Origin of the sequence: Burkholderia sp. BCC1640 (genome assembly GCF_902833125.1) — a bacterium.
Classification (GTDB): Bacteria; Pseudomonadota; Gammaproteobacteria; order Burkholderiales; family Burkholderiaceae; genus Burkholderia; species Burkholderia diffusa.
On the sequence record NZ_CADFEF010000015.1, the window covers coordinates 76208 to 93144 of the forward strand.

At 67.3% G+C, this 16937-nt stretch carries 16 protein-coding genes and 2 pseudogenes; 6 read left to right on the forward strand and 12 right to left on the reverse strand.

The features are described from left to right. The first annotated feature begins 85 nt into the window (after positions 1-85). The 3 genes and pseudogenes from HWX25_RS33905 (at position 86) to HWX25_RS17835 (ending at position 1231) form a co-directional block, all read left to right on the forward strand. Positions 86-298, forward strand: a complete 213-nt coding sequence (locus tag HWX25_RS33905; protein WP_175909443.1) for a ribbon-helix-helix domain-containing protein — start codon at positions 86-88, stop codon at positions 296-298. Beyond that, positions 265-345: pseudogene (locus tag HWX25_RS17830) on the forward strand (VOC family protein); the annotation flags it as partial. The gene HWX25_RS33905 and the pseudogene HWX25_RS17830, both read left to right, overlap by 34 nt. A 25-nt stretch (positions 346-370) precedes the next feature. Beyond that, positions 371-1231 carry a class I SAM-dependent methyltransferase gene (locus HWX25_RS17835; protein WP_175909445.1) on the forward strand — a complete coding sequence of 287 codons (861 nt, stop codon included), beginning with the start codon at positions 371-373 and terminating at the stop codon, positions 1229-1231. A 25-nt stretch (positions 1232-1256) separates the two neighbouring features. On the opposite strand, the gene HWX25_RS17840 is transcribed toward HWX25_RS17835, so the two are convergent. The 5 genes and pseudogenes from HWX25_RS17840 to HWX25_RS17860 all read right to left on the reverse strand — a co-directional run bounded on the left by HWX25_RS17840 (position 1257) and on the right by HWX25_RS17860 (position 8482). Beyond that, positions 1257-6098 carry an NAD-glutamate dehydrogenase gene (locus HWX25_RS17840; protein ID WP_175909448.1) on the reverse strand — a complete coding sequence of 1614 codons (4842 nt, stop codon included), beginning with the start codon at positions 6096-6098 and terminating at the stop codon, positions 1257-1259. 154 nt (positions 6099-6252) lie between these two features. Beyond that, a pseudogene (locus HWX25_RS17845) lies at positions 6253-6473 on the reverse strand (hypothetical protein). A gap of 116 nt (positions 6474-6589) precedes the next feature. Beyond that, on the reverse strand, positions 6590-6778 hold the full coding sequence (locus HWX25_RS17850) for a 4-oxalocrotonate tautomerase (RefSeq protein WP_014898956.1): 189 nt from the start codon (positions 6776-6778) through the stop codon (positions 6590-6592). Between the two features lie 59 nt (positions 6779-6837). After that, the gene (locus HWX25_RS17855) at positions 6838-7614 is read right to left on the reverse strand and encodes a class II aldolase/adducin family protein (protein WP_059526390.1); all 777 of its coding nucleotides are present in this window, start codon (positions 7612-7614) and stop codon (positions 6838-6840) included. After that, the gene (locus HWX25_RS17860; protein ID WP_175909450.1) at positions 7589-8482 is read right to left on the reverse strand and encodes an urea transporter; all 894 of its coding nucleotides are present in this window, start codon (positions 8480-8482) and stop codon (positions 7589-7591) included. Before HWX25_RS17860 ends, HWX25_RS17855 begins: the two co-directional genes overlap by 26 nt. 274 nt (positions 8483-8756) lie before the next feature. On the opposite strand from HWX25_RS17860, the gene HWX25_RS17865 reads away from it, so the two are divergent. Next, positions 8757-9317, forward strand: coding sequence for a putative glycolipid-binding domain-containing protein (locus tag HWX25_RS17865; RefSeq protein ID WP_175909452.1), 561 nt, complete (start codon positions 8757-8759; stop codon positions 9315-9317). On the opposite strand, the gene HWX25_RS17870 is transcribed toward HWX25_RS17865, so the two are convergent. The 5 genes from HWX25_RS17870 to HWX25_RS17890 all read right to left on the reverse strand — a co-directional run bounded on the left by HWX25_RS17870 (position 9272) and on the right by HWX25_RS17890 (position 14545). Continuing rightward, positions 9272-10183, reverse strand: a complete 912-nt coding sequence (locus HWX25_RS17870; protein WP_175909454.1) for an alpha/beta fold hydrolase — start codon at positions 10181-10183, stop codon at positions 9272-9274. The two genes, HWX25_RS17865 and HWX25_RS17870, sit on opposite strands and share 46 nt — an antisense overlap. 4 nt (positions 10184-10187) lie before the next feature. Beyond that, the gene (locus HWX25_RS17875) at positions 10188-11093 is read right to left on the reverse strand and encodes a metal-dependent hydrolase (RefSeq protein ID WP_059819313.1); all 906 of its coding nucleotides are present in this window, start codon (positions 11091-11093) and stop codon (positions 10188-10190) included. Beyond that, positions 11090-12028: an SDR family NAD(P)-dependent oxidoreductase gene (locus HWX25_RS17880; RefSeq protein ID WP_175909455.1), complete on the reverse strand. Its 939-nt coding sequence runs from the start codon at positions 12026-12028 to the stop codon at positions 11090-11092. The genes HWX25_RS17875 and HWX25_RS17880 overlap by 4 nt, the downstream gene beginning before the upstream one ends. A gap of 21 nt (positions 12029-12049) precedes the next feature. Further along, positions 12050-13627, reverse strand: a complete 1578-nt coding sequence (locus HWX25_RS17885; protein ID WP_175909457.1) for an NAD(P)/FAD-dependent oxidoreductase — start codon at positions 13625-13627, stop codon at positions 12050-12052. A gap of 243 nt (positions 13628-13870) precedes the next feature. Continuing rightward, a complete protein-coding gene (locus HWX25_RS17890) occupies positions 13871-14545 on the reverse strand; it encodes a lysoplasmalogenase (RefSeq protein ID WP_175909459.1) in 675 nt (224 codons plus the stop codon). Between HWX25_RS17890 and HWX25_RS33745 the strand changes: the two genes are divergently transcribed. Together HWX25_RS33745 and speB are read left to right on the forward strand one after the other, a co-directional pair. Further along, positions 14535-14657, forward strand: a complete 123-nt coding sequence (locus HWX25_RS33745; RefSeq protein ID WP_257792235.1) for a hypothetical protein — start codon at positions 14535-14537, stop codon at positions 14655-14657. The two genes, HWX25_RS17890 and HWX25_RS33745, sit on opposite strands and share 11 nt — an antisense overlap. Positions 14658-14976: 319 nt before the next feature. Further along, on the forward strand, positions 14977-15939 hold the full coding sequence (gene speB / locus HWX25_RS17895; RefSeq protein ID WP_175909461.1) for an agmatinase: 963 nt from the start codon (positions 14977-14979) through the stop codon (positions 15937-15939). A gap of 133 nt (positions 15940-16072) precedes the next feature. Here the strand turns inward: speB and HWX25_RS17900 are convergent, their stop codons facing one another. After that, on the reverse strand, positions 16073-16297 hold the full coding sequence (locus tag HWX25_RS17900; RefSeq protein WP_175909463.1) for a hypothetical protein: 225 nt from the start codon (positions 16295-16297) through the stop codon (positions 16073-16075). A 271-nt stretch (positions 16298-16568) separates the two neighbouring features. After that, positions 16569-16772 carry a cold-shock protein gene (locus HWX25_RS17905; RefSeq protein WP_059691886.1) on the reverse strand — a complete coding sequence of 68 codons (204 nt, stop codon included), beginning with the start codon at positions 16770-16772 and terminating at the stop codon, positions 16569-16571. Positions 16773-16937 lie beyond the last annotated feature (165 nt).

The following is a 16937-nucleotide window of genomic DNA, read 5'->3' on the forward strand; positions in this document are numbered from 1 at the left end:
TGCGTGGGCGGGCGTCGACGTCCGCCGCGCCGCTGGCTCCGGTGTCCCGATTGACATTTGCTGGATTGCTAGCATGCTAGCGCGCATGACCGACGAAGAAGTGAAGCGATTCAACGTGTATCTGCCGCTGAGCCTGATCCGGTACGTCAAGCATCGCGCCATCGAAACGCAGCAGTCGCTGTCCGCGCTGGTGGCCGACGCATTGCGCGCGTATCTGACGGCACCGCAGCCGGGGGGCCGGGCCGTCCACCACGGAGGAATGACATGTCATACGAGCGAATCGAGGCCGTGTTTCTGACGACGCACAACTGGGGCAATTCCGCGAAGTTCTTCCAGGCGCCGGGCAAGCCGGGCGCGTGAGGCCGCGACGATGACCGACCTCCATCATGACGCCCCCGACAGCACCGCCGCACGCGTCGCGCTGTGGCGCGCGCTGCACGTCGAACTCGATGCGCCGCCGCACGTGCTCGCCGACGAAGTCGGCCTGCGCCTGCTCGCGCCGGCGCCCGGCTGGCAGCAGCGCGGCGACATGGATCCGCAGTTCACGCGGCCGTTTCGCGCATCGATCGTCGCGCGGGCGCGCTTCATCGAGGATCTCGTCGTCGAGCAGGCCGCACGGGGCGTGAGCCAGTACGTGATCCTCGGCGCGGGCCTCGACAGCTTCGTGCAGCGCCGGCCCGAGATGGCGTCGCGCCTGACCGTCTTCGAGGTCGATCCGCCCGCGCCGCAGGCGTGGAAGCGCCGCCGGCTGACCGAGCTCGGCTTCGGCGTGCCGGACTGGCTGCGGTTCGTGCCGGTCGATTTCGAGGCGAAGCAGTCGTGGCGCGACGCGCTCGTGCGCGCGGGCTTCGATCCGGGCAAGCCGGCGGTCGTCGTGTCCACGGGCGTCAGCATGTACCTGACGCGCGACGCGAACGCGGCGGCATTGCGCGAAGCCGCGTCGCTCGCGCCGGGGTCGACGTTCGCGATGACGTTCCTGCTGCCGCTTGAGCTTGCCGATCCGGACGTGCGTCCGGGGCTCGAGATGGCCGCGAAAGGCGCACGCGCGAGCGGCACGCCGTTCATCAGCTTCTTCCTGCCGGCGGAGATCCGCGCGCTCGCGACGGAGGCCGGCTTCGCGCGGGCCGGGCACGTGTCGGCCGCGGAACTTGCACGTCGCTACTTCGCCGATCGTACGGACGGCCTGCGCCCGCCGGACAACGCGGAAGAGTTGCTCGTCGCGACGGTGTGATCCCGGCGCGACCCGGGGTCACCCGTCACGCGCGTTCGAGCACGGCCATCTCGCGCACGACCACCAGCAGCACCGCGAGGCTCGCGCCGCCCGACGCGCGCAGGTCGGCGAGCAGGTGCTCGTAGCGCTGCAGCGCGGCTTCGCGGCGTTCGCGCCATGCATGGACGATCGTCTCGGGCGCCGTCGAGTCGGGCGATTCCGCGAGCGCGCTGGTGGCGAGCGTACGCTTGAGCCGCGCGATTTCCGCGAGCGCGGCCGCGCGCGCCAGCATGTCCCAGTGCGTCGGGGTCGGCAGCGTGGCCGCGCGTTCGCCGATCCACCCGTAGTTCAGCAGCGTGCCGAGCGAGAAGTAGACGCCCGCGACCAGTTCGAGGCTGCGATCGCAGGTCGCGGCCACTTCGGCGATGTCGAGCAGCGCGGCGGAGATGTCGCCGCTCGCGACACGCACCGCGAGCGCGCTGTCGACGCCGGCATCGACCAGCACGCGCTGCCGCTCGGACAGCGCTTCCAGATCGTCGGCCGGCAGCAGCGACGGCAATTGCGGCGCGATGCGCTGCACCGCGTCGCGGCAGCGCGCGATCAGTCCGGCGACGCCGCCGTCGGCCACCGCGCCCGACTGCAACTGCCGCAGGAACCACAGCGCCGCGCGCTCCAGCAACCGCGCGACGTCGACGAACATGCGCGCCTGCACGTCGTCGGCAACGCGGTTGTCGAGTGCGTCGATGTCGCGCCATACGGCATCGAGATCGAACACGTCGCGCGCCATGATGCAGGCGCGCACGATGTCGCCCGGCTTCGCGTCGGTTTCCTCCATCAGCCGGTGCACGAACGCACAGCCGACCCGGTTGACGAGCGCGTTGGTCAGATGCGTCGCGAGGATCTCGCGGCGCAGCGGGTGGCGATGCATCGGTTCGCTGAAGCGCTGCTGCAGCGGCTTCGGGAAATAGTCGACGAGCATCGCGGCGACGAGCGGATCCTCGGGCACGTCGGATTCGAGCAGCGCGTCGTACAGCCACATCTTGCTGTAGGCGAGGAGCACCGCGCGCTCCGGCGACGTGAGGCCCTGCTTCGCGGCCTGCCGCTCGGCGATCTCGTCGTCGGTCGGCAGGAACTCGATCACGCGGTTCAGGCGGCCCGCGCGTTCGAGCCAGCGCATCAGGCGCGCCTCGGCGTCGAGCAGCTCGACGCCGTAGCGGCCCGCGATCGACAGCGCCTGCGTCTGGTAGTAATTGTCGCGCAGCACGAGCAGCCCGACTTCGTCGGTCATTTCCGCGAGCAGGGCGTTGCGCTGCTTCTCGGTCATCTCGCCGTCGGTGACGACGAGCCCGAGCAGGATCTTGATGTTGACTTCGTGATCCGAACAATCGACGCCGGCCGAGTTGTCGATCGCGTCGGTATTGATGCGGCCGCCGCGCTGCGCGAACTCGATGCGGCCGAACTGCGTGCAGCCGAGGTTGCCGCCTTCGCCGACGACCTTGCAGCGCAGGTCCGCGCCGTTTACGCGTACCGCGTCGTTCGCGCGATCGCCGACCTGCTGGTGGGTTTCGCGCGCGGCTTTCACGTAGGTGCCGATGCCGCCGTTGTACAGCAGGTCGACCGGCGCCTGCAGGATCGCGCGGATCAGCTCGGTCGGCGGCAGCGCGTGCGCGTCGATGCCGAGCGCGGCCTGCACGGCCGGCGACAGCGGGATCGTCTTCGCGGTGCGCGGATAGACGCCGCCGCCCGCCGAGATCACGGACGTGTCGTAGTCGGCCCAGCTCGAGCGTTCGAGCGCGAACATCCGCTGGCGCTCCGCGAAGCTCGTCGCCGGATCGGGGTTCGGGTCGAGGAACACGTGCCGATGATCGAACGCCGCGACGAGCCGGATATGCGGCGACAGCAGCATCCCGTTGCCGAACACGTCGCCCGACATGTCGCCGACACCGACCACGGTGAAGTCGGTCGTCTGCGTGTCGACACCCATCTCGCGGAAGTGCCGCTTCACCGATTCCCAGGCGCCGCGCGCGGTGATCGCCATCTTCTTGTGGTCGTAGCCGACCGAGCCGCCGGACGCGAATGCATCGTCGAGCCAGAAGCCGTATTCGTGCGAGATCGCATTTGCGTAGTCGGAGAACGTGGCCGTGCCCTTGTCGGCCGCGACGACGAGATACGGATCGTCGGGGTCGTGCCGTACCACGTCGGGCGGCGGCACGATCGCGTTGCCGGCGAGATTGTCGGTCAGGTCGAGCAGGCCGCGCAGGAACGTCTGGTAGCACGCGACGCCCTCGCGCATCCACGCTTCGCGATCGCTCGGCGGCGGCGGATTCTTCACGACGAAGCCGCCTTTCGACCCGACCGGCACGATCACGACGTTCTTCACCATCTGCGCCTTCATCAGCCCGAGCACCTCGGTGCGGAAGTCCTCGCGACGGTCGGACCAGCGCAGCCCGCCGCGCGCGACGCGCCCGCCGCGCAGGTGCACGCCCTCGACGCGCGGCGAGTACACCCAGATCTCGAACATCGGCTTCGGTTCGGGCAGGCCGGGCACCTTCGCCGGATTGAACTTGAACGACAGATATGGCTTCGATTCGCCGTTCGCGTCGCGCAGGAAATAGTTGGTGCGCTCGGTCGCGTTGATCACGCCGAGGAACTGGCGCAGGATCCGGTCCTCGTCGAGGTTGGGGACCTGGTCGAGCGCCGTCTCGATCGCCTTCAGCACGCGTTCGACCTGCACGTCGCGCGTGCCGCCGGTGGCCGGGTCGAAGCGCAGCAGGAACAGCTCGACGAGCTGCCGTGCGATCGCCGGGTTGCCGGTCAGCGCGCGCTCGATGTACGCGTCGCTGAAGGTCGAGCCGACCTGCCGCAGGTATTTCGCATACGCGCGCAGGATCGTGACCTCGCGTGCGCTCAGGTGCGCGCGCAACACGAGACGGTTGAAGTCGTCGTTCTCGATCCGGCCGCTCCAGATGCGGTCGAACGCGTCCTCGAACAGGTCCTTCACGCGCTCGATGTCGAATTCGGTATCGTCCGCGAGTTCAAGGCCGAAGTCATGCACCCACGCAGGCGCGGCATCCTGCGTCTGGATCCGGTACGGCCGCTCCTCGTCGACGCGCACGCCGAGATGCTCGAGCATCGGCAGGCTGCGCGACAGCGCGATCGGGTCGCCCGCGCGATACACCTTGAAGCGGAACGCGCGGGCCTCGGCCTCGATCGGGCGATACAGGTTCATCGCGAGCTGGCCCGACTCCTTCACGCGCTCGATCAGTTCGATGTCGCGCACGGCCGTGCGCGCCGGGTAGTCGTCGCGATAGCCGGCCGGGAACGAGTCCGCATAGCGCTGCAGCAGGCGGTTGCCTTGTTCTTCTCCGAAGGCGTCGAGCAGCGCGTCGGCGAGATCGTCCTGCCAGCGGCGCGTGACTTGCACGAGCCGCGTTTCGAGTTCGCGCGTGTCGACGTCGGGCATCGTGCCCGGTTCGGCATGGACAACGAAATGAATTCGCGCGATCGCCGATTCCGACAGCAGCGGCGTGAATTCGACGTTCACGCCGTTGTACGCGTCGACGAGCAGCTTCGCGATGCGGCGGCGCAGGTCGGTGTTGTACTTGTCGCGCGGCACGAACGCGAGGCAGGACACGAAGCGGTCGAAGCGGTCGCGCCGCACGAACAGCCGCGTGCGCTGGTGTTCCTGCAGGCGCAGGATGCCGAGCGCGATGTCGTAGAGCTGGTCTTCGTCGGCCTGGAACAGCTCGTCGCGCGGATAGGTTTCGAGCACCGTCACCAGCGACTTGCCGAGATGTCCCTTCGGCAGGAAGCCCGCACGCTTCACGATGTTCGCGCATTTGCGGCGCACGATCGGAATATCGGTGTACGAACCGAAATAGGACGTCGACGTATACAGCCCGATGAAGCGGCGTTCGCCGCTCACCTTGCCGTCGGCGCCGACGAGTTTGACGCCGACGTAGTCGAGATAGCCGGGCCGGTGCACGGTCGCGCGCGAGTTCGCCTTGGTCAGGAAGATGGGCCAGGGGCCGGTGATGATCTCGGCGGCGGCCGGCGGCAGCGGCGTCACGTCGGGCGCGCCGGGTGCGCGCAGCGATTCGCGCAACAGGCCGAAGCCGGAGCCTTCGACGCCGCGCAGGCTGAAGCCCGTGCCGTCCGACACGAGCGCGTAGTCGCGCTGGCCGAGGAACGTGAAGTGATCGGCGGCCATCCATTCGAGGAACGCGCGCGCCTCGATGTCTTCCGCGGTGGATTCGCGGGCCTTCATATCCTTGATTGTCGCGCGCGCGATGTCGACGATCTTCGGCCAGTCCTCGACCGACGCGCGCACGTCACCGAGCACGCGCGCGATGTCGTCGCGCAGCGTGTCGAGCAGCGCGGCGTCGCCGCAGCGGTCGACTTCGAAATGGATGAACGACGCGAGTTGCGACCGGCCGTCGCCGGGCGTCGCGCCACCGGCGTCGACGCGCTCGATTCCGCCGTTGCCGCCGCGCCAGATGCGGAACACCGGGTGCAGCGCGGAATGCAGCGCGAGCCCGAGGCGATTGACGGCCATCGTCACCGAGTCGACCAGGAACGGCATGTCGTCGTTGACGATCTCGATCACCGTGTGGTCCGAGTGCCAGCCGTGCTGTTCGAGGATCGGGTTGTAGACGCGCAGCCGCTCGCTGCCGGGCACGAATTTCTGGGCGGTCTGCCAGTGCGCCATCGCGGCGCCGTAGAGGTCGACGATGCTGCGATTCTGCAGATCATCGGCGTCGACGAAATCGTAGTAATGACGCAGGAACGGTTCGACGATCCGGAACGTGGCTTCGGGCAGGCGCCCGCGCGCGAATTCGACGACATCGGAGAGCAGGTGTGCGACGACTTCCTCGTTCTTCGCTTCCATGGCGGTCTCCCGGGTGGCCATTGGCTGCTGCGTGTGTTCGGCATTATGCGCCGATTGATGTGCCGGTTGCGTGACGAAGCGATGTGCGGGCGCACAACGCGGAGCAGGGAAGGGAGGCCGCATGCAACGCCGGCAGCCGGCGTCGCATGGGAGGTCAGGCCGGCGCCGGCGGCTTCGGATCGGGGTGTCGCGCGGAGAGCGGATTCATGATGTCGGGCAGCATCGTGGGCCGCAGCGCGACACGAATTCGCGACAGGCGACGGATTCGTGTCGCAGGCAGGCCTCGTCGACCTGCCGAAGCGATCGATCCGGTTGCGCGCCCATCGAAAGGATCATGTCGTTCAGTGCAGTGGCGATACGCAGCGCGTCGATCATGCGGTAGCCCGAGCGCGCCGCATCGTGCGGCGCGTGCGACCGGATGTCACCGCAACGTCACCACAATTCGAGCGTAGGTCGCCAGGCAGGTCCCACCGGCACCGAACTTGCCGGTGTCAGCGCTCGTCGCTCCACAGCTTGCCGGCCGTCGCCCAGTTTTCCTTCTTCACGTCGGCGAGAATGATGTCGACGGAGCCCGGGTCGCAACCGAGCGTCTCGCACGTGACGCGCGTGATCGCTTCGACGAACGCGCGCTTCTGCTCGACCGTGCGGCCTTCGAACAACTGGATATTGAAAGTCGGCATGACTGAATGCTCCGATGGTTGGGGGTAAACGATTCGTCGGGAGAGTGGCGATTGCGCCGTCAGTCGCGATACGAAGGATCGATCCGGTCGAGGCGGCGCAGCAGCGCCGGCCATTCCAGTTCGCCCTCGATCGCGCCGCCGTCGCGCAACTGCCCGGCCGTGCGGTCCGCGACGGCCGGCTCGGGCAGCACGAGCGGCCCGCCGCCTGCCTGCGCGCGTATCTGGATGTCGCAGGCCTTGATCAGCGTATCCATCAACACATACGCCTCGGCAACGGTCCGGCCGACCGTCAGCGTGCCGTGGTTGCGCAACAGCATCGCGGATTTCGCGCCGAGGCTGGCGGTCAGTCGCGCGCCTTCGGCCGGCGAGAACGCGAGCGCCTCGTAGTCGTGATACCCGAGATCGCCGTGAAACCGCAGCGCGTGCTGCGACGCCGGCAGCAGCCCGTCGCGCTGGATCGACACGGCGATGCCGGCCGTATTGTGCAGGTGCATCACACAGACGGCATCCGGTCGCGCGGCATGCACGGCCGCGTGCAGCGCGAAGCCGGTCACGTTGACCGCGTGTTCGCCGTCGCCGATCCGGTTGCCGGCCAGGTCGATCTTCACGAGATTCGATGCGCGGACCTCGTCGAACGTGAGGCCGAACGGGTTGATCAGGAAATGCCCGGGCTCGCCCGGCACCGTCGCGGACAGATGCGTGTAGATCAGGTCGTCCCAGCCGTTCAGCGCGACGAGGCGATACGCGGCGGCGAGATCGACGCGCAGCCGGCGCTCGGCGTCCGAGATCGGGCCGCCGGGCTTCACGGTGTCAGGACGGTGTGCGAATGACGACATCGGGTTCTCCGAGGGTGAAGCGGCGCGTGACGAGCACCGTGATCCATGACGCGAGTGCGAACGGGGCCGTGAACGCGGGGAAGCCCGCGCGCGTCGCGAGCCACTGGAGCAGCGCGGCGAGTGCGGCGGCCGCGAAAGCCGCGCGCGGGCCGCGCGGCATCAGCGCAAGCGCGGCGAGCGCACCGTTGAAGCCGAACAGGCCGTCGGCGAACGACGTGCCGTTCGCGCCGGACGCGACCAGCAGCACCGTCGACACGATCGCGCCGCCGAGCGCAAAGGCGGCCGCGCGACGCGACGCGACGGCGAGGCCGGCGACGATCAGCATGCCTGCCCACGGGCCTTGCGCGAAGGTAGTCTGTGCGATGCCCGAAAGCAGCGCATCGGCGAGGGAAGGCAGCGTAAGAGGTGCACCTGCCGTCGCGTCGCCCGCATGCTGCGGCGCGACAAACGGTAGCCACAGCGCGGTGATGACGAGGCACGGGCTCGAATATGGGCACTGACGCCAGCGGGCAAGCGGCACGCGCATCGCGCGCTGCACGAGCGCCGCGCCGATCGAGACCACCGGCACCAGCGCGATGGCGGCAAGCGAAGACGGGGCGAACAGCACGGCGATCAGCGCGGCGAGCGCGCCGTTGAAGCCGTGAAGCCCCTGTTCGACGTCGCGGCGCTCCATGCCCGTGAGCACGGCGGTCATGCTGGCGGCGGCCGAGCCGACCAGCGCCGCGGACGCAAGCCGCAAGTCGGTCAGCGCCAGCGCGGCGAGCAGCAGGGCGCCGGTGACTGCATTCGCCTGCAGGACGATCTGCCCGATGCCGCGCAGCAGGGTGCGCAGGTCGATCGACGGCGAGGCAGGGCGGGCGGTAGGCATGGCGGCGGTGGAGCAGGATGAGCCGCGAGCATAGGACACAATCCCGTGCACCGGAATAGGGAATTCTGGATAGTCAGGATTTGTGGCGGATGCCCCGAATTGGGGAATGGCGATGTTCGGGGGCTGCCGCATTGGCGTTTTCGGGCGAATTGCGGTTTCGGAAGTGAGTTCGGGCAATGGCCGGTTCTTTTGGCCCAGGTACGCGTCGTGGTTCACTTCTTCGATCGGGATTCGTGCGACGATCCCCTGCATCGGACCAACCGGAGGCGAAGGAATGCGCGAGGTGCGTTGGGCGTCGCTCGAGGGCGACGGAGTCGAACATCTGACGTTCGACCGGAGTGGCGGCGGCATCGTCGTCGAAAGCGCGGTGGTCGGCCAGCGGTACGGCCGCGCATATGGGCTCGCGTATCGTGTCGAGTGCGATCCGCACTGGCGCGTGACGTACGCGGCGCTCAAGGTGATGGGCGGCGGCACGCTGGAGCTACACGGCGACGGCGCCGGGCACTGGCGCGACGGGGCAGGCCGTGCGCTGCCGGAACTGGACGGCTGCGTCGACATCGACATCGCGGCGACGCCGTTCACGAACTCGCTGCCGATCGGCCGCCTTGGTCTTGCGCGCGGCGAGCGGCGGCCGATCGACGTCGCATACGTCTCGACGCCGGACCTGAAGATGACGCCGGTCAAGCAGGCGTATACGTGCATCGAGCCTGGCCGGCGCTACCGCTACGAAGGCATTTTCCGGAACTTCACGGCGGAAATGGACATCGACGCCGATGGGCTCGTGATCGATTACGAAACGCTGTTCAAGCGCCTGCCCGCGCTGACGGGGCGTTGAACCGTGGCGTTCGCGACCGCCGGCCTTTCATGCGCCGCCGCGAACCGGTCGATCCGCGCCGCGATCAACTCCGGATTGCGCATGACGATCCAGTGCGCGCCGTCGATTTCCTCGCGCACGTGCTCGCCGAGCCAGCGATCGAGATCGATCGACATTTCGGGCGTCACGTAGCGGTCGCGCACCGGCACGAGGATCTGCACCGGCGCCTGCGCATACCGCTCGCGCGGCTTTCTCGCCCGCGCGAGGAAGTTCGCGCGGTAAAGCTGCAACCCGTTCAGCGCGTTCTTCAACTGCGCGGGGTCGCGCTCCGGCCGCACGCGCTCGGTCAATTGCAGCCAGCGCGGCCACAGCGCGGCGGCGCCGAGGCGCCACACCAGCGACGGCACGACCGGCAGGTGGAAGAACGCGATGTACCACGACTTCAGGCTTTGCCGGAGCCGCATTTTCGCGCGGAACACGTGGTCGAGGCACGGGCCGGAGATCGACGTGTACGACGCGATCCGGCCGCGGAACGCGGGATCGGTCACGGCCTCCCAGCACTGGATCGACCCCCAGTCGTGACCGACCAGATGGAACGGCCGGTTGCCGCAGGTCGCGTCGGCCACCGCCTTCAGGTCTTCCGCGAGCCGCGCAAGCGTGTAGTCCGCGCGGCGGCGCGGCGCATCGGACGCGCCGGCGCCCCGCACGTCGTACGCGATCACGCGATAGCGCTTCGCGAGCCGCGCGCGGACCGATGCCCACACGGTCGCCGAATCGGGATAACCGTGCACGAGGATCAGCGGCGGCGCGCGCCGCGGTCCGCTAACGTAGACGGCGAGTTTCACGTCGCCGGAGTGGACGGTCAGCATCTCGTGTGCGCGCGCCATGACGTCATGCCTGCGGAACCGGATGCAGCGGCACGCGTCGCGGGGCGGCCTGCGCGGCATGGCGCGCGTTGGTCGCGTCGATGTTCGCGAGCAGCGTGTCGAGCCCCTGCAGGTACTGATGGTTGTCGTGGTCCCATGGATGGAAGCCCGGACGGAAGTAGTCGAGCCATTCGCGCGCGATGCTCGGGAATACGCCGGTCCTCGGGCTGTACAGATACTTCACGAGGCGCCACATGCCGCCGAATCTGCCGTGTTCGCGACGGTGCGCGCGCATCAGGCGAACGTGGAAGTCGAACACGATCGTCCAGAACAATACCGTCGTCGTCAGCATCGTGCCCGTGCGCAGCAGGTAGCTGCCGAGGCCCGGCTTCATCACGGCGTTCCATACGTCGTACGACACCGCTTTGTGCTCGGTTTCCTCCATCGCGTGCCACATCCACATCTGCTGATAGCCTTCGACCGATCCGTCGATCCGGTGTTCGTGGCCCGACAGCAGCTGGTTCGCGAGGATCGCCGTGTAGTGCTCGAGCGCGATCGTGATCGCGAGCTGCATCGAATGCGGCAGCGTCTTCTTGAAGAAGCCGAGGATCGTCCACAGCCGCTTGTCGAGCTTGTGCGCGGGCAGGCCGGACGACTGCAGCAGGTCGTTGTACTCGATGTGCTCGCGCGTGTGCATCGCTTCCTGCCCGATGAAGCCGAGCACCTGCTTCTTCAGCTCCGGATCCTCGATGCGGTCGCGGTAGTTGCGCACCGAATCCATGAAGAAGCGCTCGCCGGCCGGAAACAGCAGCGACAGCGCGTTCATGAAATGCGTGACGGGCACGCCCTGGACGTGCCAGTCCTTCGCGCGTTCGGGCGGCAGCGCGAAACGGATGTCGCGACGCACCGGCATCATGTTCGGGGTCGTCATGATTGTTCTCCTCCCTGATTGCCTGCATTGTTGTAGGTGGCGTGAAGCGGTGCGGCCGCCGGTGCGCCGTAGCGCGCGGCCGCGCGGCGGGCCTTCGCGGCCTCGCGGCGCGTCGCGAGCACGACGAGCGCCTGGTATGCGGCCGGCAGGGTGCGCGCCATCCAGTCCGCGGCCTTCGCGTCGCGGCCGATCAGCACGCGGCGCTTGTTCTTGCGCACGCCGGCGAGGATCGTGCGCGCGGCGTCGTCGGCGGTCGTGATGAAGAACTTCTCGAAGCTGTCCTTGCCTTGCTGCTCGCTCTCGACGATGAAGCCGACCATGTTCTTCGCGACGCGGCTCGATTGCGCGATGTTGGTGCGGATGCCGCCCGGATGCACGCAGGTGGCCGACACGCCGCACTTCATCATGTCGAGTTCCTGCCGCAGCGATTCGGTGAAGCCGCGCACCGCGAACTTGGTCGCGTTGTAGCCGCTCATCCCCGGCTGCGCGAAGATCCCGAAGATGCTCGACGTGTTGATCACGTGACCGTCGCCCGATGCCTTCAGGTGCGGCAGGAACGCCTTCGTGCCATGCACGACGCCCCAGAAGTTGATGTTCACGATCCACTCGAGATCGCCGTATTCCATGCCTTCGATCGTGCTCGACAGCGCGACGCCCGCGTTGTTGAAGATGAGGTTGACCTTGCCGTGTTCCTGCGCGGTGTCGTCGGCCCACGCGAACATCGCGTCGCGGTCGCCGACGTCGAGCACGTGCGTCGACACGCGCACGTTCGGCGCGATCGCGCGGACGATCCGTTCGGTTTCGGCGAGGCCGACGCCGTTCTTGTCGGCGAGCGACACGTGGCAGCCGGCCTGCGCGAGTTGCACGGCGAGCGAGCGGCCCATGCCCGAGCCCGCGCCCGTGATCGCGGCGACCTTGTTGGCGAAATCTCTCATGTCGGTGGCTCCTTGTCTGACTCAGGCCGCTTCGGCGGAAGCGGAAGCGGCAGGCGCGACGGCGGGCCGCGCGCTCGTGTCGTGGTGCGGCGCGCGATACGCGTGGTAATCGGCGATCGAGAAGTGCGCGGTCGCCTGGCGGAAGCGCCAGGTGAAGCCCGGCCACAGCGTCGTGTTCTTGCCGGTGCGCGGATCGAGGTACCAGCTCTTGCAGCCGCCCGTCGACCAGATCGCCTTCTTCAGCTTGCCCTGCAGGTCGCTGTTGAACTGCGCCTCGACGAGCGGGCGCACCTCGATCGCATCCGCGCGTTCGCGGTGCATCGCGTTCAGCGCGCCGAGGATGTATTCGATCTGCGACTCGATCATGAACACCATCGAGTTGTGGCCGAGGCCGGTGTTCGGGCCGACGATCATGAAGAAGTTCGGGTAGCCCGGCAGCGTCGTGCCGAGATACGCGTGCGCGCCGTCGCGCCAGGCGTCGACGATGTCGAGGCCGCCGCGGCCGATGATCGCGCCGCGCGGAAACGGATCGGCGACCTGGAAGCCCGTACCGTAGATCACGCAGTCGACTTCATGGCGGCGGCCGTCGGTCGTCACGACCGCGTCGGCTTCGATATGGTCGATGCCGGTCGTGATCACGTCGACGTTCTTGCGCGACAGCGCCGGGTAGTAGTCGTTCGAGATCAGCACGCGCTTGCAGCCGAGCGTGTAGTTCGGCGTGACGGTCTTGCGCAGTTCCGGATCGGGAATCTGCTTGCGGATATGGCGCAGCGCGAGCTTCTGCACGTTCTTCATCAGCGACGGATGGATCGCGAAGCCGAGCACGCGCGATTCGAGCATCCAGTAGATGCTGCTGCGCACCGCCTTCTGCGTGAACGGCAGCGTGCGGAACAGCCATTTCTCGAAGCCGGTCAGGTTGCGGTCGGGCTTCGGCATGATCCACGGCGGCGTGCGCTGGAACAGCGCGAGTTCCTTCACGCGCGGTGCGATCTGCGGCACGAACTGGATCGCGCTCGCGCCGGTGCCGATCACCGCGACGCGCTTGCCTTCGAGCGCGTAGTCGTGATCCCACTGCTGCGAATGGAACGCGCGCCCCTTGAAGTTCTCGACACCGGGAATCGCCGGCAGCGCGGCGCGCGACAGCCCGCCCATCCCCGACACCAGCACGCGTGCCGACAGCCGCTTGCCGTTCGCGAACGTGAGGCGCCAGCGTTGCGCGGCCTCGTCGTATTCGGCGCGCTGCAGCTCGTGGTTCAGGCGCAGGTGCGGGCCGACGCCGAAGCGCTGCACGCAGTCTTCCAGGTAGGCGCGGATCTCCGGCTGCGGCGCGAACATGCGCGTCCAGCGCGGGTTCGGCGCGAACGAGAACGAATAGACGTGCGATTGCACGTCGCAGGCACACCCGGGGTAATGGTTGTCGCGCCATGTGCCGCCGACCGACGTCGCCTTCTCGAGCACGACGAAGTTGGTCACGCCTGTCTGCCGCAGGCGAATGGCCATCCCGAGACCGGCGAAGCCGGTGCCGATGATGGCGATGTCGGTGGTTTCGTCCGGGCCGTCGTGGCCGGGCGGGCCGAAAGGCAACGTGCGAGCATTCATCCGGGTGTCTCCGATTTGGCTCATTTTCTAATGTTACATTGTTTGATGTAACGATAGTGGGTGAACCCGGAAACCGCAAGAGGCTAGAAGCGGCGCTCTAAGGGCCGGAAACCGCGTGGGAAAAGGCTCAGCGGGGTTTGGAACGGAGCGGTTTCCGCATTGCGGAATGCGCGGAAACGGCCGTCGGCAGGGCTGGAGAGGCGGGAGACGAGGCCGCCGACGCACGGCGGCCTGTTTGAAACACTATCGGGGACGGAACGGGCGGGCGGCCGTCTCATGGAAAACCCCGGCGACGATCGTGACCTGCGCGAGCGCATAGAGGCCCCAGATCAGGTAGTCGATGCCGGGAAAGCCGCCGAGGAAGCGCCCGACACCGATCAGCGTGTCGGAGCCCACGAAGATCAGGCTGCCGACGGCGATCAGCGGGCCGTGCGTGCGGGCCGCGAGCGCGAAGCTCGCCATCGCGCACAGCACGAGCATGTAGACGGCGACCGGCGCGAGCAGCTCGCCCAGGTGCGGAAGGAATGCCGCGTAGAACGCCGGCGCGGCGATCCACAGCCCGATCAGCGCGAGGATGCGCCAGCCGTGCGGCCGCGCGCGCCAGTGCACGAAGATCGCGCAATAACACAGATGCGTGAGCAGGAACGCGCCGAGGCCGAGGACGAACGACAGCGGCCAGTCGGGCAGTGCGAGCAGCACGTCGCCGAGGACGGCCGTGGCGAGCGCCGCGCACAGCCACGCACGTTCGCGCGGTGCCGCGCAGGTGCTGCCGGCTGCCAGCAGCAGGATGCCCATCGCGGCTTTCGCGACGGCCTGGCCGGGATAGGGCGCGGCGGCGAGCGACAGGCCGTACAGCAGCGCGGCGGCGACCGCGAGCGGCCAGAGCCGGCGATAGGTGGCGGGAAGCATGGCGATCAAGGCGGGTGTCTCCGGATTGTTGTTGTCCGCGGCGGACGGCGCGCCGGCGTGGGCGCGGCTGCAGGCCATTATCCGGAAGAACGGGCGGGTAAAAACCGGCGAATCCTTCTAGGCGCGGCATGGCGACGGTGCGACGGTGCGGCGATGAGGCGGTGCCGGTTCGGGGCATGCGGCGCCGGTGCGCCTGCCGCCGTGCCGGTTGTTCCGATGCGTTTGCCCCGGTCGAACCGGGGCAACGCCGAGATTTCGGCTTGCTATCATCGCCGCGTATCGACGTTGTCCCGCCCGGCCGCGCTACAGGATTCGCAGGCCGGCGCGACGGCCGCGCCCGACGAGGGCATGCCGCCGCGTTTTCAATGAATCCGTGCCGGGTCCCGCCAGCGCACCCGATGCAGTGGCTGGGCCCGGTCTTCATGACCAACAGGTTCGACATGACCGAACTGCTCCACGGCGACGGCGCGATCCGTCGCCCGACGCCATACGGCTCCTCGATCGAAAACACCTATGCGGGCGTACTGTCGTTCATGCGCCGCAACTATTCGCGCGTGCTCGACGGCGTCGACGTCGCGATTTCCGGCGTGCCGCTCGACCTCGCGACGACCTATCGCTCGGGCGCGCGGCTCGGGCCGGCCGCGATCCGCGCGGCGAGCGTGCAGCTCGCGGAGCTCCATCCGTATCCGTGGGGCTTCAATCCGTTCGACGATCTCGCGGCCGTCGATTACGGCGATTGCTGGTTCGACGCGCACAACCCGCTGTCGATCAAGCCGGCGATCGTCGAGCATGCGCGCACGATCCTGCGCTCGGGCGCGAAGATGCTGACGCTTGGCGGCGATCACTACATCACGTATCCGCTACTGGTCGCGCACGCGGAGCGCTACGGCAAGCCGTTGTCGTTGATCCACTTCGATGCGCACTGCGATACGTGGGCCGACGACGAGCCGGACAGCCTCAATCACGGCACGATGTTCTACAAGGCGGTGAAGGAAGGGCTGATCGATCCGGCGACGTCGGTGCAGGTCGGCATCCGCACGTGGAACGACGATTTCCTCGGGATCGAGCGGCTCGATGCCGCATGGGTGCACGAGCATGGCCCGCGCGCGGCGGTGGAGCGGATCGTCGACATCGTCGGCGCGCGGCCCGCGTACCTGACGTTCGATATCGACTGTCTTGATCCGGCGTTCGCGCCCGGCACGGGGACGCCGGTCGCGGGCGGGTTGTCGTCCGCGCAGGCGCTCGCGATCGTGCGCGCGCTCGGTGCGGTGAATCTGGTTGGCGCGGATGTCGTCGAGGTTGCGCCTGCTTACGATCACGCGGACATCACCGCAATCGCCGCTGCGCATGTCGCATGCGATTTGCTGTGTCTGTGGCGGCAGAAGAAGGTGGCGGGGCGTTGAAGCGGGGAAGGCCGGCGGGCAGCCGGCCTTCTTTCATGGGTTGCGCGCAACTGCGGCGGATCAATGGCGGTGGGTGGAATGCTTGTCGCGCATGTCCCGTGGAGGGGGCTTCCCGATTTACATGGCGTTGCCATTAACCCCGTGTGTCGACCCAGTTGCGTGCCCAGCGTGCCGAGTGTTGCAGCGCCTGTTTTTCGCTCGGGAAGTAATCGAGTGAATAGAATTGGTAGCGGCCTTCGCCGTACGAACTATCCGTGCGTTCGAGCAGCAGGTTGGATGAAAAGCTACCGTCGGGCAAGCGATGCGCCGAAGGTTGGACGGCATAGCCGTTGTACTGTTGAATTCGTTTGGTTTGCATTTTAATTTTAATGATGTTCGAGTGCGCGCGTGCCGTGCGAAATGTGCACCGATTCAAAGCCATTGCGAGCTGAATCTCAAGCAATCGGAAAGCGCAAAAAAGGCGTTGCTGCCGGAGGGGAGAGTGAAGTGCAACGAGGCATGTGGCGCGTGGCAAGCATGCTGAACAAGCAGATGCAGCCAAGAGCGTTCGCGCCAACTTTAGGAGACGATGCTCCGTGAGGGTGTCGCTGCGACCCGGCATCCGTCGCGGGAGGCCGGGCCCTTCAAACTTACAGCGGCGTGATGTTGGCCGCTTGCAGACCCTTCGGGCCTTGCTTCGTTTCGAAGCTTACTTTTTGATTTTCAGCGAGCGTCTTGAAGCCGTCGGCTCGGATTTCGGAGAAGTGAGCGAAAAGGTCGTCACCGCCCTTGTCCGGCGTGATGAAGCCAAAGCCTTTGCTGTCGTTGAACCACTTGACGATACCGGTATCCATGATAATTCCTTGAGAAAACAATACGAAGATTAGCTCTGTTGAAGAGCGCTTGAAGCGTCAAGGAGGGAGAGGACAACGAATACCGCTGGGGGAGCGAGAAATTGATGAACAGCAATCGGACTTCTTGGACTTCGGCGTACACACTAACTTCCGGCGATTCCGGAG